At 59.9% G+C, this 26854-nt stretch carries 13 protein-coding genes and 2 riboswitches; of the genes, 11 read left to right on the forward strand and 2 right to left on the reverse strand.

Features of this window, described 5'->3' with window-relative positions; all coding sequences use genetic code 11:
- Window positions 1-20 precede the first annotated feature (20 nt).
- The 6 genes from L7A20_RS04735 (at window position 21) to L7A20_RS04760 (ending at window position 15083) form a co-directional block, all read left to right on the forward strand.
- Window positions 21-1241, forward strand: coding sequence for an MFS transporter (locus L7A20_RS04735; protein WP_237222582.1), 1221 nt, complete (start codon window positions 21-23; stop codon window positions 1239-1241).
- A 202-nt stretch (window positions 1242-1443) separates the two neighbouring features.
- A riboswitch (glycine riboswitch) is annotated at window positions 1444-1557 on the forward strand.
- Window positions 1558-1670: riboswitch (glycine riboswitch) on the forward strand. It begins immediately after the preceding riboswitch.
- A gap of 56 nt (window positions 1671-1726) precedes the next feature.
- Window positions 1727-4570, forward strand: a complete 2844-nt coding sequence (gcvP, locus tag L7A20_RS04740) for an aminomethyl-transferring glycine dehydrogenase (RefSeq protein WP_237222583.1) — start codon at window positions 1727-1729, stop codon at window positions 4568-4570.
- Between the two features lie 20 nt (window positions 4571-4590).
- Entirely contained in the window at window positions 4591-5709 is a 1119-nt protein-coding gene (gcvT, locus tag L7A20_RS04745; protein WP_237222584.1) for a glycine cleavage system aminomethyltransferase GcvT, read from the forward strand.
- 126 nt (window positions 5710-5835) lie between these two features.
- Complete coding sequence (locus tag L7A20_RS04750; protein ID WP_272879211.1) at window positions 5836-7353, forward strand: L-serine ammonia-lyase; 1518 nt, start codon at window positions 5836-5838, stop codon at window positions 7351-7353.
- Window positions 7354-7635: 282 nt separating this feature from the next.
- Window positions 7636-11136 (forward strand): DNA-directed RNA polymerase subunit beta, encoded by a 3501-nt coding sequence (locus L7A20_RS04755; RefSeq protein WP_237185973.1) that lies wholly within the window; start codon window positions 7636-7638, stop codon window positions 11134-11136.
- A 56-nt stretch (window positions 11137-11192) separates the two neighbouring features.
- Window positions 11193-15083 carry a DNA-directed RNA polymerase subunit beta' gene (locus tag L7A20_RS04760; RefSeq protein ID WP_237222585.1) on the forward strand — a complete coding sequence of 1297 codons (3891 nt, stop codon included), beginning with the start codon at window positions 11193-11195 and terminating at the stop codon, window positions 15081-15083.
- Window positions 15084-15181: 98 nt separating this feature from the next.
- Here L7A20_RS04760 and L7A20_RS04765 read toward each other — a convergent pair whose 3' ends face one another.
- Complete coding sequence (locus tag L7A20_RS04765) at window positions 15182-16087, reverse strand: shikimate dehydrogenase (protein ID WP_237222586.1); 906 nt, start codon at window positions 16085-16087, stop codon at window positions 15182-15184.
- A gap of 155 nt (window positions 16088-16242) precedes the next feature.
- On the opposite strand from L7A20_RS04765, the gene L7A20_RS04770 reads away from it, so the two are divergent.
- The 5 genes from L7A20_RS04770 to tuf all read left to right on the forward strand — a co-directional run bounded on the left by L7A20_RS04770 (window position 16243) and on the right by tuf (window position 23190).
- Window positions 16243-18333: a neutral/alkaline non-lysosomal ceramidase N-terminal domain-containing protein gene (locus L7A20_RS04770; RefSeq protein ID WP_237222587.1), complete on the forward strand. Its 2091-nt coding sequence runs from the start codon at window positions 16243-16245 to the stop codon at window positions 18331-18333.
- A gap of 438 nt (window positions 18334-18771) precedes the next feature.
- The gene (rpsL, locus tag L7A20_RS04775) at window positions 18772-19146 is read left to right on the forward strand and encodes a 30S ribosomal protein S12 (protein WP_083090707.1); all 375 of its coding nucleotides are present in this window, start codon (window positions 18772-18774) and stop codon (window positions 19144-19146) included.
- The gene (gene rpsG / locus L7A20_RS04780) at window positions 19146-19616 is read left to right on the forward strand and encodes a 30S ribosomal protein S7 (RefSeq protein WP_135012878.1); all 471 of its coding nucleotides are present in this window, start codon (window positions 19146-19148) and stop codon (window positions 19614-19616) included. The genes rpsL and rpsG overlap by 1 nt, the downstream gene beginning before the upstream one ends.
- A 74-nt stretch (window positions 19617-19690) precedes the next feature.
- Window positions 19691-21805, forward strand: coding sequence for an elongation factor G (fusA, locus tag L7A20_RS04785; protein WP_237194719.1), 2115 nt, complete (start codon window positions 19691-19693; stop codon window positions 21803-21805).
- A 194-nt stretch (window positions 21806-21999) separates the two neighbouring features.
- On the forward strand, window positions 22000-23190 hold the full coding sequence (gene tuf, locus L7A20_RS04790) for an elongation factor Tu (RefSeq protein ID WP_237204773.1): 1191 nt from the start codon (window positions 22000-22002) through the stop codon (window positions 23188-23190).
- 131 nt (window positions 23191-23321) lie between these two features.
- Here the strand turns inward: tuf and L7A20_RS04795 are convergent, their stop codons facing one another.
- Window positions 23322-26516 carry a hypothetical protein gene (locus tag L7A20_RS04795; protein ID WP_237222588.1) on the reverse strand — a complete coding sequence of 1065 codons (3195 nt, stop codon included), beginning with the start codon at window positions 26514-26516 and terminating at the stop codon, window positions 23322-23324.
- Window positions 26517-26854: the final 338 nt, after the last annotated feature.

The following is a 26854-nucleotide window of genomic DNA, read 5'->3' on the forward strand; positions in this document are numbered from 1 at the left end:
CTGATACTAAGGAAAACACCATGTCTACTACGGCTGTTGCTGCGAAAGATCCGCAGCTTGCTGGCCAGTTCAAGTACGTCATTATGGCGGCCCTGGCCTCCATGATTGGCTTCTGGGGCTGGACCATGATTGGCCCCCTGGCCAAGTACTACACCGAAACCTACGGCCTGACCGAGGGGCAGCGCTCCCTGCTGATCGCTACCCCGGTGATTGTTGGATCCCTGGCCCGTATTCCGGTGGGTGCGCTGACCGACCGCTTCGGTGGCCGCATCATGTTCACCATCATGCTGACCCTCACCGGATCCATGGTGCTCGTTACCGGCCTGGTGGGGCAGATGGGTAACTTCTCCCTGCTGCTGGTGGCAGCCTTCTTCCTGGGTATTGGCGGTTCTATCTTCGCGGTGGGCATTCCCTTCGCCGCGGCCTGGTTTGAACCCCACCGCAAGGGCCTAGCTACCGGTATTTTCGGCATGGGTATGGTCGGTACCGCCTGCGCTGCCTTCTTTAACCCCCGTATGCTGGCTACCTTCGGCTACTTTCCCACCCACGTCATTATGAGCTGCGTAGCCCTGACCTACGCCGTCATCGTCTGGCTCTTTATCCGTGACTCACCCGTTATGAAGGCCCGCACCCCCGAGCCGGTTCTACCCAAGATTCTGGCTGTGTCTAAGAAGCTGGTCACCTGGCAGCTCTGCTTCATCTACGCTGTGGTCTTCGGTGCCTTCGTAGCTTTCTCGAACTTCCTCTCTACCTACATGCAGAACATCTACGGCTACGAGGCTGTTGCCGGCGGTACTTTTGCTGCCATGTTCGCGGCCTGCGCAGTGCTGGCCCGCCCCTTCGGCGGGGTCGCAGCCGATAAGTTCGGTGGCAAGCTCACCACCCTCATCGTTTTTGTTGCTATGACCGTGCTGGCTGTCTGCATCGCCTTCGAGCCCGAGAGCACCGCTGTGAACACCCTGCTTCACGTGGTCATGGCCCTCTTTGTGGGCTTCGGTACCGGCACCATCTACGGCTGGCTGGGCAAGGTCGTTCGCCCGCAGGACACCGGCACCGTATCGGGCCTGGTCTCAGCAGCCGGTGGCCTGGGCGGCTACTTCCCGCCCCTGATTATGGGCGCTGCCTACACCGCCTTCGGCAACTACTTCTGGGGCGTTCTAGCCCTGGGTGCCACCTGCGTTATCTCCATTGTGGTCTCTCTCTGGATGGCCTCAGATAAGAAGGCCGCCCGTCCCGCCTAATCTCATACCCCCCTCAGCTATGAGGGGGGGGGAACGTACTCTGTGGACGCCCGCGCCCCGTTTTCCTGCCTTCGGGCAGGGAAGCGGGGCGCGGTTGCGTCCGCCTTCTGATGCCGCCTGCCTTGAGGCGCGAAAGCCGCTCATCTGGTGCTCTAGGTGTAAGGTGTGGCACAATAAGGGTTGATAACACTAGAACGCCGTTACGACTGGTGCGGGAGAGACCGTACACGCTCGAGGTTGAGGGACCACGGGCACCGGCGCCGAAGGAGCAAACCCTCCCCGGGAAACTCTCAGGCACATGTACCGCTCAGTTAGGCAACTCTGGAGAGGGGCGTCAAACCCCCACCGAAGGGGCAAAATTCGCGCCCGCTACCAAGCGTGATGGGTAGCTGCGAACCAAAACTCTCAGGTTTTAACAGAGCGGGGAGGGCACCACCACAGGGCACCCCTGTGGGCAGGTTTACCCTCTACCCTGGAGAGTCACCATGTCATTCATCGACCGCCACCTTGGCCCCCGCTCAAACGACCAAGAAACCATGCTCTCGGTGCTGGGCTATGACAGCCTTGGCGCCCTCATCAACGAGGTCATTCCTTCCAATATTCGTCTAGAGGGCGACCTCAACCTGCCCGCCCCCCTAACCGAGCTTGAGGCCCAGAACAAGATTGCCTCCTACGCCGCCCTCAACCAGGTCAAGCACCAGATGATTGGTGCCGGCTACTATGACGCCATCACCCCGGCTGTTATCCGCCGCAATATTCTTGAAAACCCGGGCTGGTACACCTCCTACACCCCCTATCAGCCCGAAATCTCCCAGGGCCGCCTCGAAGCGCTGCTGAACTTCCAGAACACCGTGATGGAACTGACCGGCCTGCCCATCGCTAACGCCTCCCTGCTCGATGAGGCAACCGCCGTTGCTGAGGCCGCCGTCATGATGCACCGGGCCAACCGCAAGATCAAGAACGGCTTCTTCGCTATTGACTCCCGCGCCCTGCCCCAGACCCTGTCGGTTGTCCGAGGCCGCGCCGAAGCACTGGGCATTTCCTTCGTGGTCACCGATTTTGCCGATGGCCTGCCCGAGGGCGACCTTTACGGCGTCATTATCTCCAATCCCGGCCACGACGGCGAAGTACGCGACATTGAGCCGGTCATCAAGGCCGCCAAGGAGCGTGGCGCCCTGGTCACCGTCATCGCCGACCTGCTGGCCCAGACCCTGCTGACTGCCCCCGGCCACCAGGGCGCTGACATCGCTGTTGGCTCCTCCCAGCGCTTTGGCCTGCCCTTCTGGTACGGCGGCCCGCATGCAGCTTTCATGGCTGTCTCTAAGGGCATGGAACGTAACCTGCCCGGCCGTCTGGTGGGTGTTTCCCAGGACGCCTTCGGCAAGCCCGCCTACCGCCTGGCCCTGCAGACCCGCGAGCAGCACATCCGCCGCGAAAAGGCCACCTCAAACATTTGTACCGCCCAGGCCCTGCTGGCTATCGCCGCCGGTGCCTACGCCGTCTACCACGGCCCTGAGGGCCTGCGGGCTATCGCTAACCGCCTGCACGATAATGCCGCCCGTATCGCCGCCGCTGGTACCGCAGCCGGCCTGAAGCTGGTCCACGAGACCTTCTTCGACACCGTTGCCTTTGAGGCCGAAGGACGCGCCGACGAGCTGGTCGCCAAGGCCCTGGAAGCCGGTATCAACGTCCGTAAAATCTCAGCAGATCGTATCTCCATCTCCGTGGGCGAGTCCCACACCGATGAGGTCCTGGAAGCCCTGGCAGCTGCCCTGGGCGGTGAACTGGGGGAGACCGATGCCTACGAGCTGCCCGAGGCTCTGCTGCGCACCGACGACTACATGACCCACCCGGTCTTTCACCTCTACCGCTCTGAGACCTCCATGATGCGCTACCTGCGCTCCCTCTCAGACAAGGACCTGGCCCTGGACCGCACCATGATTCCCCTGGGCTCTTGCACCATGAAGCTGAACGCAGCAGCCGAGATGGAACCCATCTCCTGGCCCGAGTTCGCCTCCATCCACCCCAATGTGCCTGCTGACCAGGCTGCCGGCTGGAAGGCCCTGATTGATGAGCTCTCAGCCTGGCTGGTTGAAATTACCGGCTACGACGCTATCTCCCTGCAGCCCAACTCCGGTGCGTCCGGCGAGTACGCTGGCCTGCGTGCTATCCGTGCCTACCACGAGGCTAACGGCGATACCCAGCGCACCGTCGTCCTGATTCCCATGAGTGCCCACGGCACCAACGCCGCCTCCGCTGCCCTGGCAGGTTTGTCCGTCGCCGGTGTGGCAACCGCCCCCGACGGCTCCATCGATGTTGAAGACCTCAAGGCCAAGATCGAAAAATACGGTGACACCATCGCCGGCATCATGATTACCTACCCCTCTACCCACGGTGTCTTTGAGGAGCAGGTTGTTGAGGTCTGCCAGCTGGTGCATGACGCCGGTGGCCAGGTTTACGTAGACGGCGCCAACCTCAACGCCCAGATGGGTCTGGCCCAGCCTGGCAAGTTTGGTGGCGACGTCTCCCACCTGAACCTGCACAAGACCTTCGCCATCCCCCACGGCGGTGGTGGCCCCGGCGTCGGCCCCGTTGCTGTCGGCGCCCACCTTGAGAAGTACCTGCCCGGTAACGGCTTCGAGGCGGACGCCGAAGGCAAGCTGGCAGATGCCCCCCTGCCCATCTCCCAGGCTATGTTTGGTTCTGCCGGTGTGCTCCCCATCTCCTGGATGTACATCGCTATGACCGGTGCTGAGGGCCTGCGAGCTTCTTCCGAAACCGCCATCCTCTCGGCCAACTACATCGCCAAGAAGCTGGGCTCCCTGTACCCCGTGCTCTACGCGGGTGAGACCGGCCTGGTCGCCCACGAGTGCATCCTGGATCTGCGCGAGCTGACCGCCGCGTCCGGCATCACTGCCGAGGACGTCTGCAAGCGCCTCATGGACTACGGCTTCCACGCCCCCACCCTGGCCTTCCCCGTGCCCGGCACCCTCATGGTCGAGCCCACCGAATCAGAGTCCTTAGCTGAGCTGGATCGCTTCATTGAGGCCATGACCCAGATCCACGCTGAGATTCAAGAAGTCATCGACGGTAAGGTCAGCGCCGAGGAGTCTGTGCTGCGCAACGCCCCGCACACCGCCGAGGTCGTCACCGCCGACGAATGGACCCGCCCCTACCCCCGTTCGCAGGCCGCCTACCCCGTGCACGAGCTGCGCCTGAACAAGTACTTCACCCCCGTTGGCCGCATCGACGGTGCCGGCGGCGACCGTAACTTTGTCTGCGAATGCCCGCCCATGGAAGCCTTCGACATCGAAGTCCACAGCGCTTAAGGCTAGAAAGGTTTACCCCTATGTCACCCCAGAAAACTGCCCTCTACCAGGTCCACGCTGACCTGGGTGCCGCCTTCACCGACTTTGGCGGCTGGGACATGCCCCTCAAGTACACCAACGATGTTGAAGAGCATAAGGCTGTTCGATCAGCAGCTGGCCTTTTCGACCTCTCCCACATGGGTGAATTCCGGGTCACCGGCCCCGACGCCGGTGCCTTCCTGGACTACGCCCTGCTCTCTAACATGTCCATTCTCAAGGTGGGCAAGGCCAAGTACTCCCTGCTGTTGGCCGAGGACGGCGGCGTTATCGACGACCTGATTACCTACCGCCTGGGCGAAGAAGAGTTCCTGGTCATTCCCAACGCCGCTAACGTGGCAGCCGACTACGAGGCCATGAGCGCCCGTACCGAGGGCTTCGATGTGCAGCTGGTCAATGAGACTGAATCAACCTCCCTGGTCGCTGTTCAGGGCCCGGCCTCAGAAGCCATCCTGCTAGAGATGGACCCCTCCGACGCCGAGACCATCACCTCCATGGGCTACTACGCAGCTGCCCCGATTCGCTTCGGCAACATCGAGGCCCTGCTGGCCCGCACCGGCTACACAGGTGAGGACGGCTTTGAAATCTACGTCGCGAATGAGGACGCTGCCCAGCTCTGGGCCCTGGCCTCTGAACGCGGTGAGAAGCACGGGGCGATCCCTGCCGGGCTGGCCGCCCGCGACTCCCTTCGCCTTGAAGCCGGTATGCCCCTCTACGGCCACGAACTGGGCCGCGACATCACCCCCTTCGAGTCCGGCATGGGCAAGCTCGTTGAGATTGCCCTGACGAAGAAGACCGCTGACTTTGTGGGTAAGGACGCCCTGGTTCAGCTCTCCGAGCAGACCCCGGCTCGTTCTCTGGTGGGCCTCAAGGCCCAGGGCAAGCGCCCCGGCCGCGCGGGCTCCAAGCTGGTCGATGAGAGCGGCACCGAGATTGGCGAGATTACCTCGGGTATTCCCTCACCCACTCTGGGCTACCCTGTGGCTATGGCCCTACTGGCAACCGAGCACGCCACCGTAGGTGAGACTGTCAATGTTGATATCCGTGGTAAGGTTGCCCCCTTCGATATCGTAGAGCTGCCTTTCTACAAGCGCGAGAAGTAGGCCACGAGCGCATCTCGATCAGAACCCTGTGCTACCGTTACCCCGCCACAATCGGTCGGAAGCCGGTTGGTAGCACAGGGTTCTTTCTGACCTAGGAACCCTTGACACCCCAAAGGAGCATCACCTATGGAGCTAACAGCCACCCCCGATTACCTTTCTGAACCACCCCACTCAGAAGCACAAACCAAAGCCGAAGCCCTGGACTACGACATTTCCGTCTTCGAGATGTTCTCCATCGGTATTGGCCCTTCTAGCTCCCACACCGTGGGTCCCATGCGAGCCACCAACCGGTTCATCGCTGAACTGATTGATGCTGGCACGCTCAAGGACGTCACCCGGGTTCACATCGACCTCTACGGCTCCCTGGCTGCTACCGGCGCCGGGCACGGCACCATGAGCGCAGCCATTAAGGGGCTGGCTGGTTTCGTGCCCGAAACCATCGATATTGCTGCTGCCGAGGCCCTCATGGACCGCAACCAGGTGGAGGGTACCCTGCCCCTGGCAGGCTACCCCTCGGCAGCCTTCGAGTCCGGTGCCCCCGGCCCAGAGGCAACCAAGGTGAGCGGGCCCGTCCTGGCCTACAGGGAAGCCGATATCACCCTGCGTCCGCTCACCGTACTTCCCCGCCACACCAACGGCATCAAGGTCACCGCCTACGCGGGGGAGAGCCTGCTGTTAGAGCGCACCTACTTCTCCATCGGTGGCGGCTTCATCGTTGAAGAAAACGAAGAATCATCGGGTTCCACCGGGCTATCTAAGGCTCCCTACCCCTTCGGGTCGGGCGAAGAGCTCCTTGATATGGCCAATAGCGCGGGCCTGTCCATCGCCCAGCTCAAGATGGAAAACGAGAAGACCGAGCGCAGCGAGAGCGAAGTACGCGCCGGAATTTTGCATATTCGGCAGGTCATGAAGGAATGCATTGGCTCATCCCTGGAACGAATGGGTTACCTGCCCGGCCCGCTTAAAGTGCGTTGCCGTGCTGGCCAGTGGCACCGAGACCTGCTGGCAGAAGACCCTAAGAAGTCACCCGAGTTCGCCATTGACTGGGTTAACCTCATCGCCCTGGCCGTCAACGAGGAAAACGCCTTTGGCGGCCGTATCGTCACCGCCCCCACCAACGGGGCCTCAGGCATTATCCCCGCCGTGCTGCACTACGCCCTTAACTATGTGCCCTCGGTGCGTCACCGCGGTCAAAAGGTCATTGATGATGCTGTCGTCGACTTCTTCTTAGCGGCTGCCTCCATCGGTGCCCTCTACAAGAAGCGGGCCTCAATCTCTGGCGCTGAAGTGGGCTGTCAGGGTGAGGTCGGCACTGCCTCCTCTATGGCGGCTGCGGGCCTGGCCCAGGTCATGGGCGGCACCAACGAGCAGGTAGAAAATGCCGCCGAAATCGCTATGGAGCACAATCTGGGGCTGACCTGCGACCCCGTGGGGGGTCTGGTGCAGATACCCTGCATCGAGCGTAACGCCATGGCGGCCTCCAATGCGGTGACCGCGGCCAAGATGGCCCTGCGAGGGGACGGTCAGCACCGAGTCTCTCTGGACCAGGTCATCGAAACCATGCGCCAGACCGGTGAAGATATGTCTCACCGCTACAAGGAAACCTCCATGGGTGGCCTGGCCGTCAACGTGGTGGAGTGCTAACCGGAGTTTGCAAAAAGAGCGGAGATTGGGTATAGACAGCGCAAATATTTTGCTGTAGCATGAATATTTGCGCTTCCCTAATCTTCTGTGCCTTCATATAGCGGTGGGCAGGTTGTAACAGGTTTTAAGTACGCCCCAGTACCCTCGAACATCAATCTAGCCACTACCCAGCACGGCACAGGTGCTATGACAGGCTAGTTTGCCTCTTCAACGGGTCCTTGAGCGTACCGCCCCTGGTGGGGGAGCGGGTACGAACAGACATGTCTGTGGAAGGATCCAATCTTGGTCGCCTCGAGCACCTCTAACACTGAAGCCGCTAACGGCGTAGGTTCGCAGCGCCGAATCTCATTCGCAAAAATTGCTGAGCCCCTGCAGGTACCTAACCTGCTCGCGCTCCAGCTCGACAGCTTTGATCAGCTCGTCGGTAACGAACGCTGGGCAGCCAAAGCCGCTGTAGCAGCAGAAACCGGCGATACCTCCGTCAGCCAGACCTCAGGTCTTGCCGACATCTTCGAAGAAATCTCCCCGATCGAAGACTTCCAGGGCACCATGTCCCTGTCCTTCTCCGATCCCGAATTCGCCGACCCCAAGTACACCATGGAAGAGTGCAAGGATCGCGATGCGACCTACGCAGCTCCCCTGTACGTCAAGGCCGAATTCATGAACAACAACACGGGCGAAATCAAGCAGCAGACCGTGTTCATGGGTGACTTCCCCCTGATGACCGAATCCGGCACCTTCGTAATCAACGGCTCCGAGCGTGTCGTTGTTTCCCAGCTGGTTCGCTCACCCGGTGCCTACTTCGAAAAGACCGCCGACCGCACCTCCGATAAGGACATCTACACCGCGAAGATTATCCCCTCCCGCGGTGCCTGGTTCGAACTCGAAATCGATAAGCGTGACCAGGTAGGCGTCCGTCTGGACCGCCGCCGTAAGCAGTCCGTCACCACCCTGCTCAAGGCCCTGGGCTGGAGCGAAGCCAAGATTCTGGCTGAATTCGGTGAATTTGACTCCATTCGCGCCACCCTTGAGAAGGACACCGTCCAGACCCGCGAAGAGGCCCTGCTTGACATCTACCGCAAGCTGCGCCCGGGCGAACCCCCGACGGTTGACGCTGCCCAGAACCTGCTGGACAACATGTACTTCACCCCCCGTCGCTACGACCTGGCAAAGGTCGGCCGTTACAAGGTCAACCGCAAGCTCGGTATCGACACCCCCGTCAACGACCCCTCAGCATCAGTGCTGTCCCAGGACGACATCGCAGCCATGATTCGTTACCTGGTCACCCTGCACGCAGGTGGCACCAGCATCAAGGGCATCCGCGACGGCCAGGAAGTCGACATCCGCGTTGACGTTGACGACATCGACCACTTCGGTAACCGCCGCATCCGCGCCGTGGGCGAACTGATCGAGAACCAGATCCGCACCGGTCTGTCCCGCATGGAGCGCGTCGTTCGCGAGCGTATGACCACCCAGGACGTCGAGGCCATCACTCCTCAGACCCTGATCAACATCCGCCCCGTGGTTGCCTCCATCAAGGAATTCTTCGGCACCTCCCAGCTCTCCCAGTTCATGGACCAGAACAACCCGCTGGCAGGTCTGACCCACAAGCGTCGTCTCTCAGCTCTGGGCCCCGGTGGTCTCTCCCGTGACCGCGCAGGCATGGAAGTGCGAGACGTGCACCCCTCCCACTACGGCCGTATGTGCCCCATCGAAACCCCTGAAGGCCCCAACATCGGTCTGATTGGCTCGCTGGCAACCTACGCCCGCATCAACCCCTTCGGTTTCATCGAGACCCCCTACCGTATCGTCAAGAACGGTCAGGTCACCGACGAGGTCAAGTACCTCACCGCCGATGACGAAAAGGGCAACACCATCGCTCAGGCTAACGCGCCCCTGAACGCAGACATGACCTTCGCCGAAGAGCAGGTCCTCTGCCGTGCGGGCGACGGTTCTGGCGAAGCTGTGCTGGTAGACGCCTCTGAGATTGAGTTCATGGACGTCTCCCCCCGCCAGATGGTGTCTGTGGCAACCGCCCTGATTCCCTACCTGGAACACGACGACGCTAACCGAGCACTGATGGGTGCTAACATGCAGCGTCAGGCCGTTCCCCTGCTCGAATCAGAAGCACCCGTCGTTGGTACCGGTATGGAGCGCTACGCAGCTCTTGACTCCGGTGACTCCGTCGTTGCTAAGAAGGCCGGTGTGGTCTCTGAGGTCTCCGCTGACCTGGTAGTCGTTCGTAACGACGATGGCACCACCACCTCCTACCCCATCCTCAAGTTCCAGCGCTCCAACCCCGGTAACTGCTACAACCACCGCGTTGTGGTCAAGGTGGGCGACCGCGTTGAAGAGCGTAGCCTGATTGCCGATGGTCCCTCCACCGATAAGGGCGAGCTGGCACTCGGTAAGAACCTGCTCGTGGCTTACATGTCATGGGAAGGCTTCAACTTCGAGGACGGCATCATCCTGTCCCAGCGCATGATCTCCGACGACGTGCTCACCTCAATCCACATTGAAGAGCACGAAATCGACGCCCGCGACACCAAGCTGGGTGCTGAAGAGATTACCCGCGACATCCCCAACGTCTCCGAAGAGGTGCTCTCAGCCCTCGACGAGCGCGGCATCATCCACATCGGTGCCGAGGTTGAGGCCGGCGACATCCTGGTCGGTAAGGTCACCCCCAAGGGCGAAACCGAACTGACCCCCGAAGAGCGCCTGCTGCGCGCCATCTTCGGTGAGAAGTCCCGCGAAGTTCGCGACACCTCCCTCAAGGTTCCCCACGGTGAGTCCGGTACCGTTATCGGCGTCCGTATCTTTGACCGCGAAACTGATGACGAAGACCTGCCCAGCGGCGTTAACCAGCTGGTGCGCGTCTACGTTGCCCAGAAGCGTAAGATCACCGTCGGCGATAAGCTGGCAGGCCGCCACGGTAACAAGGGTGTTATTACCAAGATCCTCCCCATCGAGGACATGCCCTTCATGGAAGATGGCACCCCCGTTGACATCATCCTCAACCCGCTGGGCGTCCCCGGCCGTATGAACATCGGTCAGGTACTCGAAGTTCACACCGGCTGGCTGGCCAAGCAGGGCTGGAAGATCGAAGGCAACCCCGCCTGGCTGGACAAGCTCCACAACTTCCCCAAGGAAACCGGCCCCACCAACGTCGCAACCCCCGTGTTCGACGGTGCCGGCGAAGAGGAACTCTTCGAGCTACTGGACCACGCTAACCCCAACCGCGACGGCGACCGCCTGATCAACCGCTCAGGTAAGGCCCGCCTGCTCGATGGCCGCTCCGGTGAGCCCTTCCCCGAGCCGGTATCCGTTGGCTACCAGTACATCCTGAAGCTGCACCACCTGGTCGACGACAAGATCCACGCACGCTCCACCGGCCCCTACTCCATGATCACCCAGCAGCCCCTGGGCGGTAAGGCCCAGTTCGGTGGCCAGCGCTTCGGTGAAATGGAAGTGTGGGCACTGGAAGCATACGGTGCCGCCTACACCCTGCAGGAAATCCTGACCGTCAAGTCTGACGACGTTCACGGCCGCGTGAAGGTCTACGAAGCCATCGTCAAGGGCGAGAACATCCCCGAACCCGGTGTGCCCGAGTCCTTCAAGGTCCTGATCAAGGAAATGCAGTCCCTCTGCCTGAACGTTGAGGTTCTCTCAACCGACGGTAAGACCATCGAAATGCGCGATGTAGAAGACGAAGGCTTCCGAGCAGCAGATGACCTGGGCATTGACCTGTCCCACGCAGAGCCCAGCTCTGTCGAAGAGGTCTAAACCCTCCCATCTGTTCGAACAAGACTTCAAAACACTAGGAAAGAGATAAGGACCAAATGTCCAACGAATCTTCACTTGGTTTGATGCGTATTGGCCTGGCGACCTCCCAGAACATCCTGGACTGGTCGTACGGCGAGGTTAAGAAGCCCGAAACCATCAACTACCGAACCCTGAAGCCCGAGAAGGAAGGCCTCTTCGACGAGCGCATCTTCGGCCCTACCCGCGACTGGGAATGCTACTGCGGTAAGTACAAGCGCGTACGCTTCAAGGGCATCATCTGTGAGCGCTGTGGCGTAGAGGTAACCCGTGCCAAGGTGCGCCGCGAGCGCATGGGCCACATCGAGCTGGCAGCTCCCGTGACCCACATCTGGTACTTCAAGGGCGTGCCCTCACGCCTGGGCTACCTGCTTGACCTGGCTCCCAAGGACCTGGAAAAGATTATCTACTTCGCCGCCTACATGATTACCCATGTGGACGAAGAAGCCCGCCACGAGGACCTGCCCAACCTGCAGGCCGCCCACGATCGCGACAAGAAGGTCCTGCAGGACCAGCTCGCAGCCGACATCAACCTGATCGCCCGCGAAACCGAAGAGGAACTCGCCAAGATTGAGGCTGACGGTGGCAAGGCTGCCGAAAAGCGCAAGCTGCGTGACGCAGCCGAGCGCCAGATGGCGTCCGTCCGCAAGAACGCAGAACGCGAAATCGAGCAGCTCGACCGCATCTGGGACCGCTTCAAGAACCTCAAGGTCGCTGACCTTGAAGGCGACGAAGCCCTCTACCGCGGCATGGTCGACAAGTACGGCATGTACTTCGAAGGCTCCATGGGTGCAGAAGCTATCAAGAAGCGTCTTGAGAACTTCGACATGGAAGCTGAAGCAGAGGCTCTCAAGGACATCATCCAGACCGGCAAGGGCCAGAAGAAGACCCGCGCCCTCAAGCGTCTGAAGGTTGTCAATGCCTTCCTGACCACCGACAACTCACCGCTCGGTATGGTACTGGACTACGTTCCCGTCATCCCGCCGGAACTGCGCCCCATGGTGCAGCTCGACGGTGGCCGCTTCGCGACCTCCGACCTGAACGACCTCTACCGTCGCGTCATCAACCGCAACAACCGCCTCAAGCGTCTGCTGGAACTCGGTGCCCCCGAGATCATCGTGAACAACGAAAAGCGCATGCTGCAGGAAGCTGTTGACTCCCTGTTCGACAACGGCCGTCGCGGTCGCCCCGTCACAGGTCCGGGTAACCGCCCCCTGAAGTCACTCTCTGACATGCTCAAGGGTAAGCAGGGCCGCTTCCGCCAGAACCTGCTCGGTAAGCGCGTTGACTACTCGGGTCGTTCCGTTATCGTCGGTGGCCCCACCCTGCAGATGCACCAGTGTGGCCTGCCCAAGCAGATGGCTCTGGAGCTCTTCAAGCCCTTCGTCATGAAGCGACTGGTTGACCTCAACCACGCCCAGAACATCAAGTCTGCAAAGCGCATGGTCGAGCGTTTCCGCCCCCAGGTGTGGGACGTTCTCGAAGAGATCATCACCGAGCACCCCGTGCTGCTGAACCGCGCACCCACCCTGCACCGCCTGGGTATTCAGGCCTTCGAACCCCAGCTGGTCGAAGGTAAGGCTATCCAGCTGCACCCCCTGGTCTGTTCAGCATTCAACGCTGACTTCGACGGCGACCAGATGGCAGTCCACCTGCCCCTGTCACCCGAGGCTCAGGCCGAGGCCCGCATCCTCATGCTGTCCTCCAATAACATCCTGAAGCCCTCAGACGGCCGCCCCGTTGCGGTCCCTGACCAGGACATGATCATCGGTCTCTTCCACCTGACCACCGCCCGTGACGGTGAGAAGAACGAAGGCCGCCTATTCTCGTCCTACGCAGAAGCCATTATGGCTATGGACCGCCACGAGATTGAGCTCTACACCAAGGTCAAGATCGTGCTGGACGACTTCGTACCCTACGAGGGCTGGGAAGCCCCCGAAGGCTACGAGCCCGGTCAGCCCGTCCTGGTAGAAACCACCGTCGGTCAGGTTATCTTCAACGAGACCCTGCCCGCCGACTACCCCTGGTACACCGGCGTTGCCGACAAGAAGTCCCTGGGTGCCCTCATCAATGACCTTGCTGAGAAGTACCCCATGCACGTGGTAGCCAAGACCCTTGACGCGCTCAAGAACACCGGCTTCTACTACGCTTCACGCTCAGGTGTGACCGTTGCGGTTTCCGATATCGCAGCGCCCCCCACCAAGCCCGCCATTATGGAAGGCTACGAGGAGCAGGCAGCCAACATCGAATCCCAGTTCGCCATGGGTCTGATCGACGACGCCGAACGCCGTACCGAACTGATCGACATTTGGACCAAGGCAACCGACGAGGTCGCCGAGGCCATGAAGGAAAACCTGGCCGAGAAGAACACCACCATTAACCGCATGGTCACCTCGGGTGCACGTGGTAACTGGATGCAGGTTCGTCAGATTGCAGGTATCCGTGGTCTGGTGTCCAACACCAAGGGTGAGATTATGCCCCGCCCGATTAAGTCTTCCTACCGTGAAGGCCTGTCGGTTCTGGAGTACTTCATCGCAACCCACGGTGCTCGTAAGGGTCTGGCAGATACCGCGCTGCGTACCGCAAACTCCGGTTACCTGACCCGTCGTCTGGTCGACGTTTCTCAGGATGTCATCGTGCGCGAGCACGACTGTGGCACCCGCCGCGGCCTGACCCTGCCCCTGATCGAAAAGGACGCCGCTGGCAACGTCTCCCTGCACGAGAACGTCGAGTCATCAATCCACGGCCGCGCTCTGGCTGTTGACGTTGTGGCTGAAGACGGCACCGTACTGGCTGCTGCTGGCGCTGACGTCTCAGATATCGTCATTGACGACCTGTTCAAGGCCGGTATCGAAGAGGTTCGCGTCCGCTCCGTCCTGACCTGTGAGTCAGCAGTTGGTGTTTGTGCCCTCTGCTACGGCCGTTCCATGGCTTCAGGTAACCTGGTCGACATTGGTGAGGCCGTCGGTATTATCGCGGCTCAGTCCATTGGTGAGCCCGGTACCCAGCTGACCATGCGTACCTTCCACACCGGTGGTGTCGCATCGGCTGACGATATTACCCAGGGTCTGCCCCGTATTCAGGAACTCTTCGAGGCCCGCACCCCCAAGGGTGTTGCCCCGATTTCTGAGGTCACCGGTCGCGTCACCATCGAGGACACCGACAAGTCCCTGAAGGTTGTTGTCACCCCCGATAATGGTGATGACCCGGTTGCTTACCCCGTCCTGCGTCGTGCCCGCCTGGAAGTTGCCGAAGGTGACCACATCACCGTTGGTACCCAGTTGGTCGCCGGTGCTGTTGACCCCAAGGAGATCCTGCGTATTCGCGGTCCCCGTGAGGCTCAGAAGCACCTGGTGGACGAGGTCCAGGGCGTCTACCGCTCCCAGGGTGTAGGCATCCACGATAAGCACGTTGAGGTTATTGTCCGCCAGATGCTGCGCCGTATCACCGTCATCGACTCCGGTGAGACCAACCTGCTCCCCGGTGAGCTGGTTGAGAACATCGCCTTCCAGAACGCTAACCGTGCGGCTCTGGCTGAGGGTAAGCGTCCTGCATCAGGCCGCCCCGAGATGATGGGTATCACCAAGGCGTCACTGGCTACCGAGTCCTGGCTGTCTGCCGCGTCCTTCCAGGAAACCACTCGCGTCCTGACTCAGGCTGCGATGGAAGGCAAGGAAGATCCGCTGGTCGGTCTCAAGGAGAACGTCATCATCGGTAAGCTCATCCCCGCTGGTACTGGTCTTGCCATGTACAACGACATCGAGGTTGAGCCCACCGACGAGGCTCGTGAGGCCCTGTTTGCTCAGACCGCAACTCCCTACAACGATTTCAGCTACGCCGAGACCAACGAGGGTGCTATCAGCCCCGAGTTCCAGGCAATTCCGCTGGATGACTACGAGTTCGGTAAGTAAACCGGCTGCCACTTTCCTGGCATAGGTAAGGCCCTTCCCCGCGTATCTGCGGGGGAGGGCCTTCCTCGTATGTGGGCACCGGGCCTGTGCCGGGTTGCTTAGGTGAGCTGGTTGCCCTGGGCTTCGAGAAGCTGGTCGAAGTGGGTCAGGAGTTCTGCCCGATTGGGGCTGAGACCGGTGATGAGTTCAAAGGCATAGGCTGCCTGTCCCACTGCCATGAGCCCGCCGGGTAGTACCCGGCAGCCTATAGAACGGGCTTTCTGTATCAGCGGTGTGTTTTGCGGTAGGTAGATGACGTCGAAGACCCAGAGAGACGGGTGTAGATAGTCCAGGGGTAGGGGAGCGCCGGGGTGGTGGTGCATACCGATGGGGGTGGCGTTGACTAGGCCGGTTGAGGCGGCAAGGGCTTCAGCAAGCTCGGCTTCGGTGACGGTGCGGACGGTTGCGCCCGGGTAGAGTGCTGCCAATTGCTGGGCTTTGGCGGAGGATCTCTCAATATCGACATCAAATAGATTGAGCGTTCTAGTTCCTAAACTCAGCAGGGCATCTGCGGTGGCGGAGCCCGCCCCGCCGACACCCAGCTGGGTGACGGTTGCCAGATCCTCGGGGGCTGGGGCCAGCCCCTGGGTTAGGGCAGAAGCAAAACCACTCACATCGGTGTTGTACCCGATGAGCCTTCCCTCCCGCGCTACCACCGTATTGACAGCCCCCAGCCGGGCTGCGGCGTCCGACACCTCATCGAGGTGCTCCAGAACAGCCTGCTTGTAGGGGAAGGTGATATTGAAAGCGTTAAAGCCAAAGTCAAACCCCCAGTGCAGCAGATCTCCCACGGGCAGTACACCCGCTGCTCGCGCCCCGGGGCCCAGAGCATCAAGGTCGATAGGGCGGTAGAGATAGCGCACACCTGCCCGGTCTGCTGCGAACTCGTGCAGGGGCGGAGTAAGAGAGGCCGTGATGCCGCTACCTAGCAGGCCGACCAGGTAAGACTCGTTGGGGGTGCTCACTCGTGCTGTCCTTTGCGTGGGGTTAAAGTTCTTCCGTTCTACCACGAATCGCGGGGCAAGCCCAGCTAGCTGGAAGAGGCCCCGGTCGGTAGGCTTAGGGGAGCACACACGGGCGGGCTCCACCCGCCTATCTTTTCGCACATCTTGAGGGTTGAATGAAACTATCACGACATGTAGGGGTCAAGCTCGGCGTCTTTGGTGCTGCCCTATCGCTAGCTGCCGGGGCCTATCTAATCCCGTCCCAGGCCGATGTTGAACTGACACCGGCGGGCGTCAATGCCCAGAGCCTGGCCCAGCTGGTGAACTCCACCCAGCCAACCGCCACGAACCCCTACCTGGTCGGGGCGGGCGTTGCAGATATCACCGGTGAGGTCGCCGAGGTGGCCTTCGTGGGCTACGGTACCGATACCCAGAAGGGCTCGGGTATTCATACCCGCCAGTACGCCCGCGCCTTCGTGGTCATTGACCCTGCTAGCGGCTCCCGCAACCTGATTGTGGTGCTTGATGCTCTAAGCGCCTGGAATAGCATTCGTGCTGAACTGGTGAACCGTATTCAGGCTGAGCTCGGCCCCGAGTTCACCGAAGCGAACATCATGATTACGGCCTCCCACAGCCACGCCACCCCCGGCGGCGTGAGCAAGGACGTGCTCTACAACCTGGCAACCCTGGGCTTCAACGAACCCACCTTCAATAACCAGGTCAACGGGTCTATGCAGGCTATCCGCGAGGCACTGGCTGACCTTGCCCCCGGTAACGTGACGGTCTCCAGCAGCCAGCTCACCGGCGTGGGCGTCAACCGCTCGGCGGTAGCCCTGGAGCAGGATCCCGCCAACCTCACCGATGCGCTGATCGACGGGGTAGACCCTACCAGCACCACCTTCCGATTTGAGCACGACGGGGTGACCCGGGCCGTCCTCAACTGGTTTGCTATCCACCCCACCTCCCTCACCAACAAAAACACACTGGTCTCCTCCGACAACAAGGGCTATGCCCAGTACCTGCTCGAAACCGTAGACCACGGGGTCAACCTGAACGCGGGGGCTGAAGATGATGCCTTCATCGCGGCCTTTGCCAACAGCAACACCGGTGACGTCTCGCCCAACACCATGCTGCAGCCGGGTATGGGCCCCACCAACGACATGTTCACCAACCTTGAGATTCAGGGAACCAAGCAGGCGGACGCCGTCCGCACCCAGCTAGCAAGCGCGGGTACTCCAGTGGGGCAGGGCCTGGACTCCCGCATCACCTACGTGGACTTCTCCAAGGTGCAGGTGGACGCCCGGTGGACGGGCACCGGCTACGCGGGCTCTACCTGTAACGCCTCGCTGGGTGCCCCCTTTGCCGCCGGTAGCGTGGAGGATGGCCCCGGCGCAGCCGGCTTCAATGAGGGGGCTAACGCCAATAAGGTCTGGAGCGACTTCAACTGGCTGGCCTACAGCTCATCTGCCAGCCTGAGTGCCTGCCAGTACCCCAAGGCTAACCTGCTGGCCGTCCACGAGAAGGTGCAGCAGAAGCTGCCGGTGCAGGTCATGCGCTTCGGCAACTACTACCTGCTGGGTATGCCCGGTGAGCACAACGGCGCGGTCGGCGTGCAGTACCGCCAGGATATGGCTGCCCTGCTGGGCGTTGACGAGTCGCAGATTATCGTGCAGGGCTACACCAACGCCTACAGCCACTATGTGACGACCCCGCAGGAATACGTTTCGCAGCAGTACGAGGGCGGGGCCACCGTCTTCGGTATTAACACCATGGGGGCCTTCCGCCAGACCCTCAATACCGTTGCGACCTCCCTGCGCGATGGCACCGAGCTGCCCCTGGGCGATAAGCCGACTGTACGCACCCCCATGAAGAGCGCTGTGGGCAAGGTCTGGTACGACCTGCCCGGCGCTGGCCACTACTACGGTAAGGTGCTCACCCAGCCCGCCAACACGGCCCGGGGGGCAACCGTCAGCGCCCTCTTTGTGGGAGCCCACCCCAACAATGACCAGCAGCTCAATTCCAGCTACCTTGAAGTTCAGCGTCTAGAGGGTAACCAGTGGGTGACCGTCGCCGGCGATAACGACCCGGCCACCCGCTTCCGCTGGAAGCGGCACCTGGCGGCCCAGTCCCGCGTAACCATCGAATGGAAGATCCCTGCCGATGCGGTTCCCGGCACCTACCGGATTCTCTACCACGGGGATTCCAAGAACGGGGTCGGTACTATCACCCCCTTCACCGGGGCCACCCGAAACTTCACCGTCAGCTAGTTTCATGCAAGGTGCGGACGCCGGCGCCCCCTTCCCGAAGCAGGGGAGGGGGCACCGGCGTCCTTGATATTTAAGCCTTAAGTGCCCGACATCACCAGCTTTAAAGGCTTAAAGCTGCCTCAGAGCTGGGCAGGGGGGTAGATTAAGCCTTTCTAACCAGCTAGAGTAGTACCTGGAGTACTTAGCAGTAGTATCTACTGCCCGCACAGACACGTTCTGAGCAGTACATAAGAACCAATGGCAGAATGGACACCGTCCTTTGGCCTTGTTCGCCCGGGCACTCAGCCCGATTAGCGATCTTGAGGCCTAAATGCCATTTTTTGTTGTGTCTGGGCTCCTGCTAAGTCAAAGAGATTTTCTTTTGCGCTTATCCCAAGTGACAGAAGGCAAGTAAACCGGTAGCCCCTAACGGGGCCACCGATACCAAACGGAGAACAAGTGCCTACAATTCAGCAGTTGGTCCGTAAGGGCCGTGCACCCAAGGTCGTTAAGACCAAGGCGCCCGCACTTAAGGGCAACCCCATGAAGCGTGGCGTATGCACCCGTGTATACACCACCACCCCGAAGAAGCCGAACTCAGCACTGCGTAAGGTCGCACGTGTTAAGCTCAACGGCGGCGTCGAGGTTACCGCATACATCCCCGGTGAGGGCCACAACCTTCAGGAACACTCCATCGTGCTCGTTCGCGGTGGTCGTGTGAAGGACCTCCCCGGTGTTCGTTACAAGATTGTACGTGGCGCACTGGATACCCAGGGCGTTAAGGGCCGCGGTCAGGCTCGTTCACGCTACGGCGCAAAGAAGGAGAAGAAGTAATGCCTCGTAAGGGTCCCGCTCCTAAGCGTCCCCTCGTAAACGACCCCGTTTACGGCTCACCGCTGGTTACCCAGCTCATCAACAAGGTTCTGCTGGATGGCAAGAAGTCAACCGCTGAGCGCATCGTTTACGGTGCTCTCGAAGGCGTTGCCCAGAAGACCGGCGCAGACCCCGTAGTAACCCTCAAGAAGGCAATGGACAACGTCAAGCCTTCACTCGAGGTCCGCTCACGCCGCGTTGGCGGCGCGACCTACCAGGTCCCCGTCGAAGTTCGTGCAGGCCGTGCAACCGCTCTGGCCCTGCGCTGGCTCGTTGGCTTCTCAAAGCTTCGCCGCGAGAAGACCATGACCGAGCGTCTCATGAACGAGATCCTGGATGCGTCCAACGGTCTCGGTGCCGCTGTGAAGCGTCGCGAAGACACTCACAAGATGGCCGAGTCCAACAAGGCCTTCGCACACTACCGCTGGTAATTTCTTCGTAGCCTGCCGTTATTACATACGTACATAGCGGCAGGCTTTCGGAGTTTCTCACAAGGGAGAACAAAGTGGCACTAGACGTGCTTACCGACCTGAATAAGGTCCGCAACATCGGTATTATGGCGCACATTGACGCCGGTAAGACCACCACCACCGAACGCATCCTCTTCTACACCGGTATCAACCACAAGCTCGGTGAAACCCACGACGGTGCGTCCACCATGGACTGGATGGCTCAGGAACAGGAACGCGGTATTACCATTACCTCCGCGGCAACCACCTGCTTCTGGAAGAACAACCAGATCAACATCATCGACACCCCCGGCCACGTTGACTTCACCGTTGAAGTTGAGCGTTCACTGCGCGTCCTCGACGGCGCTGTTGCAGTGTTCGACGGCAAGGAAGGCGTTGAGCCCCAGTCTGAAACCGTTTGGCGCCAGGCTGACAAGTACGAAGTTCCCCGCATCTGCTTCGTCAACAAGATGGACAAGCTGGGTGCAGACTTCTACTTCACCGTAGACACCATCGTCAAGCGCCTCGGCGCTAAGCCCCTCGTTATGCAGCTGCCCATCGGCGCTGAAAACGACTTCATCGGCGTCGTTGACCTGCTCACCATGCAGGCCTACGTCTGGCCCGGCGATGTCAAGGGTGACGTTACCATGGGTGCCTCCTACGAAATCCAGGAAATCCCCGCTGACCTGCAGGAAAAGGCAGAGCAGTACCGCGCAGAGCTCGTTGAAAACGTAGCAGAAGCCTCTGAAGACCTCATGGAAAAGTACCTCGAAGAGGGCGAACTGACCATTGAGGAAATCAAGGCAGGCGTCCGCGCCCTGACCGTTGCCAACGAAGCCTACCCCGTCTTCTGTGGCTCAGCATTCAAGAACCGCGGCGTTCAGCCCATGCTCGACGCAGTTCTCGACTACCTGCCCTCACCGCTGGACGTCCCCGCGATGATCGGCCACCTGCCCTCTGATGAAGAGGTTGAGGTAACCCGTAAGCCCTCAGCTGACGAGCCCTTCGCAGCTCTGGCCTTCAAGGTTGCAGCACACCCCTTCTACGGTCAGCTGACCTACATCCGCGTTTACTCCGGTAAGGCTGAACAGGGCCAGCAGGTCCTCAACGCCACCAAGAGTAAGAAGGAACGTATCGGTAAGCTCTTCCAGATGCACTCCAACAAGGAGAACCCTGTTGAAGAGATCCAGGCAGGTCACATCTACGCAGCAATCGGTCTGAAGGACACCACCACCGGTGACACCCTCTGCGACATTGCTAACCCCGTAGTTCTGGAATCCATGACCTTCCCCGCCCCCGTGATCTTCGTGGCTATCGAGCCCAAGACCAAGGGTGACCAGGAGAAGATGTCAACCGCTATCCAGAAGCTGTCTGCTGAAGACCCCACCTTCACCGTTTCACTCAACGAAGAAACCGGCCAGACCGAAATCGGCGGCATGGGCGAGCTCCACCTCGACATCATCGTTGACCGTATGAAGCGCGAATTCAAGGTTGAGGCTAACGTTGGTAAGCCCCAGGTTGCTTACCGCGAAACCATCACCAAGAAGGTCGAGAAGGTCGACTACACCCACAAGAAGCAGACCGGTGGTTCCGGTCAGTTCGCGAAGGTTCAGGTTTCCTTCGAACCCATCGCCCTCGATGCTGAAGAGCTCTACGAGTTCGACAACGTCGTCACCGGTGGTCGTGTTCCCCGTGAATACATCCCCTCCGTTGACGCCGGTATCCAGGACGCAATGCAGCTCGGTATCCTCGCTGGCTACCCCGTTGTTGGTGTCAAGGCAACCCTGATCGACGGTGCTTACCACGATGTTGACTCGTCTGAAATGGCCTTCAAGATCGCTGGTTCAATGGTCTTCAAGGAAGGCGCACGTCGCGCTGCTCCCGTCCTGCTGGAGCCCCTGATGGCTGTTGAAGTACGTACCCCCGAGGACTACATGGGCGACGTTATCGGTGACCTGAACTCACGTCGTGGTCAGATCCAGTCCATGGAAGATGCAGCAGGCGTCAAGATCGTTCACGCTCTTGTACCGCTGTCAGAAATGTTCGGTTACATCGGTGACCTCCGTTCAAAGACCCAGGGTCGTGCAGTCTTCTCCATGGAGTTCGACAGCTACGCTGAGGTTCCCAAGAACGTCGCTGATGAAATCATCCAGAAGAGCCGCGGCGAGTAATTCTCACCCGGGTGCGGCTCACCCCGTGTGAGCCGCACCGCTTTTCAAAAAAACCTTGTAATTGAACCCGTCTTCGGGTTTCGCCCCACCGGCCTTATCCGCTATTGTGGTAGCTAGACCGCCTTTTACGGCGGAGTGCGCCGGTGTGAAACCCGAGTGCAGGTTCTCAAATCTTCTCTATAGGAGGAATACTCTTGGCTAAGGCTAAGTTCGAGCGCTCCAAGCCTCACGTAAACGTCGGTACCATCGGTCACGTTGACCACGGTAAGACCACCCTGACCGCTGCAATCTCCAAGGTTCTGGCTGACAAGTACCCTGACCTGAACGAGCAGCGCGACTTCGGTATGATCGACTCCGCTCCTGAAGAGCGCCAGCGCGGTATTACCATCAACATTGCTCACATCGAGTACCAGACCGAGAAGCGTCACTACGCACACGTTGACGCCCCCGGTCACGCTGACTACGTCAAGAACATGATCACCGGTGCTGCTCAGATGGACGGCGCAATCCTCGTTGTTGCTGCTACCGACGGCCCCATGGCTCAGACCCGCGAGCACGTTCTGCTGGCTCGCCAGGTTGGCGTTCCCACCCTGCTCGTTGCTCTGAACAAGTCAGACATGGTTGAGGACGAGGAACTGCTCGACCTCGTTGAAATGGAAGTTCGCGAACTGCTCTCCTCACAGGAGTTCGACGGTGACAACGCTCCCGTTGTTCGCGTTTCCGCTCTGAAGGCTCTCGAAGGTGACCCCGAGTGGGTTGCTAAGGTTGAAGAGCTCATGGACGAGGTTGACAACTTCATTCCCGACCCCGTTCGTGAGAAGGACAAGCCCTTCCTCATGCCCATCGAAGACGTCTTCACCATCACCGGTCGCGGTACCGTTGTTACCGGTCGCGCCGAGCGCGGTACCCTGAAGATCAACTCCGAAGTTGAGATCGTTGGTATCCGCCCCATCCAGAAGACCACCGTTACCGGTATCGAGATGTTCCACAAGCAGCTCGACGAAGCATGGGCAGGCGAGAACTGTGGTCTGCTGCTTCGCGGTCTGAAGCGCGACGACGTAGAGCGTGGCCAGGTTGTTGTTGAGCCCGGCTCAATCACCCCCCACACCCAGTTCGAGGCTAACGTCTACATCCTCTCCAAGGATGAAGGCGGCCGCCACAACCCCTTCTACTCGAACTACCGCCCCCAGTTCTACTTCCGCACCACCGACGTTACCGGTGTTATCACCCTTCCCGAGGGCACCGAAATGGTTATGCCCGGCGACAACACTGAGATGACCGTTGAGCTCATCCAGGAAATCGCAATGGAAGAGGGCCTCGGCTTCGCAATCCGCGAAGGTGGCCGCACCGTTGGTTCAGGTCGCGTTACCAAGATCATCAAGTAAGTTTCTTACTTCCCGATCTGAACTCCTGCTAGCTACTAGCTAGCGGAGGGCGATAGAGGCTGGCCCCGCAGAGCAATCTGCGGGGCCAGCCTCTTTTGTGTTACTTGATGAGGCTCTGATGAGCAGTGTGTCTATTGATTCTTAGCCCAGGGGATAACCGGGGTCTCACGATTGCCCTGCTTCTGGGCTTGAGGCTGCATTGCCGGTTCGTCTGCCCGGGCAAGGAGCCGCCAGATAACGAGCCCCATGAGAACAAAGCCCAGGAAGAGGAGTGACCAGGCATTTAAACCGTCTAAGACGTAGAGCACCTGGTAGGTCAGCAGTAGAGCCGTGAGGGGAGGAGCCAACTTTTTCCCTACCATGGCGGAGGCCCCGAGAAGCGTGCCGGTGGCAGCAAGCAGCAAAATCGTATCGTAGGGGGCTAGAGAGGGATAGTTGAAAGGGAGAATGAACAGGCTATAGAAGACCTGGGCGCTAAAGGCTAACCAGAAAAGACGGGTAGGGCGATTGCTCTGACGCGGGACGCCAGCAGGCTGGGCACGCATCCATATCGGCAGCACTTCAGGGCGGCTTACCAGGGTCAAAATCGCACAGCTGAGGGTGAGGGCCTGGAAGAAGTAGAACACCCCGTTATCCATATCGTGATAGAGCAGGGTCTTCAGGAGCAGGCTATTGAGCCCTAGAAGCAGGATTGCGGGCCGGGCGGCAGGGGAGACCAGCAGGAACCAGGCTAGGGTGAAAAGCAGAATAAGAACCAGCGAGAGCGGGAAGCTTTCATCGGAGAAGTAGGGGTAGACCCCGGTGAAGTGAGCGATAATCAGACCGGTGAGTGACATGGCCCGGTTGTGCTGGTAGCCCCACCGTCCTAGCGGGTCAGCAGGACGTACGCGCAGAGGCACACGACCCGGAACAGGAGGACGGGCAGCTTGTGCTGCTGGCAGCAGAGCCGCCCCCAGGGTAGTAATTACTAGAATACTTGCCGTAATCCACGTCAAAACAGCGACGTTGCTGAGGCTGGTGAGCCCCCATAGCAGGGTAGCTAAGCCCGTGGTGAGAGCAACCGAGATAAGGGCTGACTGGGCAGCAAGGACGCCCTGGGTGCGTGGTGCTCGTAGCCAGGTGAGAGCAAGCGCCAAGAGTATGAGGGAGCCAAGAGCCGTGCTGGGGTTCCAAGCGGTATCAATAAGGAATAGGGCCACTGCGGCAGAACCCCAGCTCAAACAAAGACCCAGGATATACTCCACCGGGCTCTGAGCAGGAGTTCTCTGAAAGAGCAAGAGTATGGAGCTCAGGGCAAGGGCTGCGGTAAAGCTAAGGAGGAGCAACAACAGGCTACGACCGGTGAAGGAAGAAAAACTCATCAGCACGACAGCTGCGCCCACCAAGTAGATCCTCAAGGTAACCAGAGCATGAGAACGTGCTGAATGATTAAGCAGGGGGAGGGCAGCAAGGATGCCTGCCGCTGCAATTGCCAGGGTGAGAAGATTGTACTCAGCCGGTAGCGGACCTGTGCACAGCATGATGAGCGCAAGGGGCACAACCACATAGAACGTGGTCAAAAGCCCTACCGGTTCAAGGCCGCTAGGGGAGCGTAGCTGGGCTGGGGCGTCCTTACTGTAGGGAGAAGTGAGGGGAGTAGCAGTCCTGCCCTGCATTGTGCGGGTACCCAGAGCCCTGCTCAGGGTGAGAAGGGCAGCGCAGAGGGCCAGCCCGGTATAAATACCGAGTCCAAGACTATGAATCCAATACCCCATCGGTTCGGTATGAGCCATGAAAGTCCACGAGACTGAGGGGCGGGTCGTAATAGCTGCCGTCGTTCCGAGGAGGCCCGCGAGGAGAGCGAAAAAGAAGATGGCATGAGAGGCAGGAAAGGACCCGCGGGATGCAGGAGGTGCTGTTTTTCGGGAACGCAGGAGCAGCTCGGCCAAGAGATAGCTGGCGGATGTTCCTGCCGCCAGAAGGACTAGCCCAAGGTAACGGGGACTGCCCGCTACGAACCCTAGAGAAAGAACCGCGACAGCAGTGAGCGTGTGCGTGGCGAACTGAGCCCAGCGGACGGGGCGCAAGCGGGTAGCTTTGCTGCCGTCGATTTCTTGAGCGATGCTGCTCGCTGCTGGCAGGCAGAAAGCCCCAAGCAGGATCAGGATAACCGCTAGGGGAGCCGGCGGTAGAACGAAAAATCCTACCCACGCCAGAGCTAAGACACCTAGGGGAAGATGCTGACTGAGCTGGGTGCGGTAGGCCAAAATGCCGAGAGAAGCGCAGTTAGCGAGGCTGATGAGGCCCAGGAGCACCGTGCTTGAAAGATTCTCCCGCGTGAAAGAAGTCAGCGGTGTTGCGGGAGCGGTATCAATAAAGGTGGGAATTGCCTGCATCTGGTCTATGAGCCATGCGAGAGCAGAAGCAAGGAAGGGCTGGGCTAGTGCCCAGGTGACCCAAGCATCGACGTCCGTCCGCCAGGGTAGGGGAGGACGGGCCCAAGCTAGTACGAGCGCACTTGCCACCAGGAAAAGGGCAACAGGGATAGAGAAAGGGAACGAGATGACGCTGCGCTCGTGAAGCCACAGGGCTAGGGCAGCTACCGCTAGCAAGGAATAGATGCGGGCCTGGAGGTAGTAGAGCCAGGTGGGTGGCTGCCTGAGCTGGGCTCCCGCATAAAGGGCCGCCAATGCTGCAATGATGCTGATTTCCCAGGGCGCCAGGCTGGTGTAGAAAAGGGCAGCGCCTACAGTTGCCGGAACGAAAACACGAGAAGCATCGAGAAAACCCGCGGCAAGTTGAGTAGGCATGCGGTCCTGGAAAGCCCGCAGCCAGAGAGTAAGGGCGGTTGCAAGGACGAGGAGAGCAACGAAATACCAGATCAGCGCGACTTGCAGGTTCTTTGACATGGCCAGGATGTCAGAGACCAAAAAGGCTAGGGCCAGGTAGCTCATCACCCGGGCCTGCATTAGGGCTAGAGCGCCGCAGGCAGCAAGGGTGCCGATGCAGGAAACTAGTAACCAGAGTAGGGGCCCTGACTCTGGCCAGATGAGGGTGTAGAAAGCGAACCCGCACAGGGGGATAAGAGCTAGGGCCGTACCAGTAAAAGCGTAGGACGCCAGCCGCAGCTTGGGAACCCAACGAAAGGTGCCCAGCCCCGCTGTATAGAAGAGGGCTGCAAGAGCAGACAGCAAAAAGGCCTGTTGCGGCGCTGTGGCTAGAGAGGTGGCCAGCAGCCCGGCGGCGCTGATAATCAGAAGACTGCCCAGGTATAGACCGATATTGAGCAGGATATTCTCAGTAGAACGTCGGTGAGATTGGGGCCGGAAATCTGGGTGTGTGCTCATAGTTTTATCCTAGTGAGGGCGCGCACTATTGCTCGGTATATGACAGGCTTCTTCTCTCTTCTATGCAGTGCGCGGACGCCCGTGGTTGAGTAGAAGATGAAAGGAAAAGCGGGCTGAATGTGGGGCTGGGCACTTCACACAGAAAAACCTTGCGGGGAAGCCTGGACTCTGGCAAGATGGATAACGTTGTTCAAGCGCTTACCCCGTGAAAGTAGCCCTGATTCCTTCTCGAATCGGGTGAAGGTAAGCCCAAATATGACCCAATCGATCAGTTCGAGGGAGAAGTGCGCTCCTTTTTGCCCTGGCAAAAAAGCGACACGCCCGAGTTCGGGGGTCGG

Origin of the sequence: Rothia nasimurium, from assembly GCF_928381415.1 — a bacterium.
GTDB lineage: Bacteria > Actinomycetota > Actinomycetes > Actinomycetales > Micrococcaceae > Rothia > Rothia nasimurium_H.

What these genes read in the sequence shown, in the direction of transcription:
- L7A20_RS04760 (WP_237222585.1), top strand. Translation starts at nt 11,193, where the DNA reads ATGTCCAACGAATCTTCACTTGGTTTGATGCGTATTGGCCTGGCGACC.
- L7A20_RS04750 (WP_272879211.1), top strand. Translation starts at nt 5,836, where the DNA reads ATGGAGCTAACAGCCACCCCCGATTACCTTTCTGAACCACCCCACTCA.
- gcvP (WP_237222583.1), top strand. Translation starts at nt 1,727, where the DNA reads ATGTCATTCATCGACCGCCACCTTGGCCCCCGCTCAAACGACCAAGAA.
- L7A20_RS04795 (WP_237222588.1), bottom strand. Translation starts at nt 26,516, where the DNA reads ATGAGCACACACCCAGATTTCCGGCCCCAATCTCACCGACGTTCTACT.
- rpsG (WP_135012878.1), top strand. Translation starts at nt 19,146, where the DNA reads ATGCCTCGTAAGGGTCCCGCTCCTAAGCGTCCCCTCGTAAACGACCCC.
- gcvT (WP_237222584.1), top strand. Translation starts at nt 4,591, where the DNA reads ATGTCACCCCAGAAAACTGCCCTCTACCAGGTCCACGCTGACCTGGGT.
- L7A20_RS04770 (WP_237222587.1), top strand. Translation starts at nt 16,243, where the DNA reads ATGAAACTATCACGACATGTAGGGGTCAAGCTCGGCGTCTTTGGTGCT.
- L7A20_RS04735 (WP_237222582.1), top strand. Translation starts at nt 21, where the DNA reads ATGTCTACTACGGCTGTTGCTGCGAAAGATCCGCAGCTTGCTGGCCAG.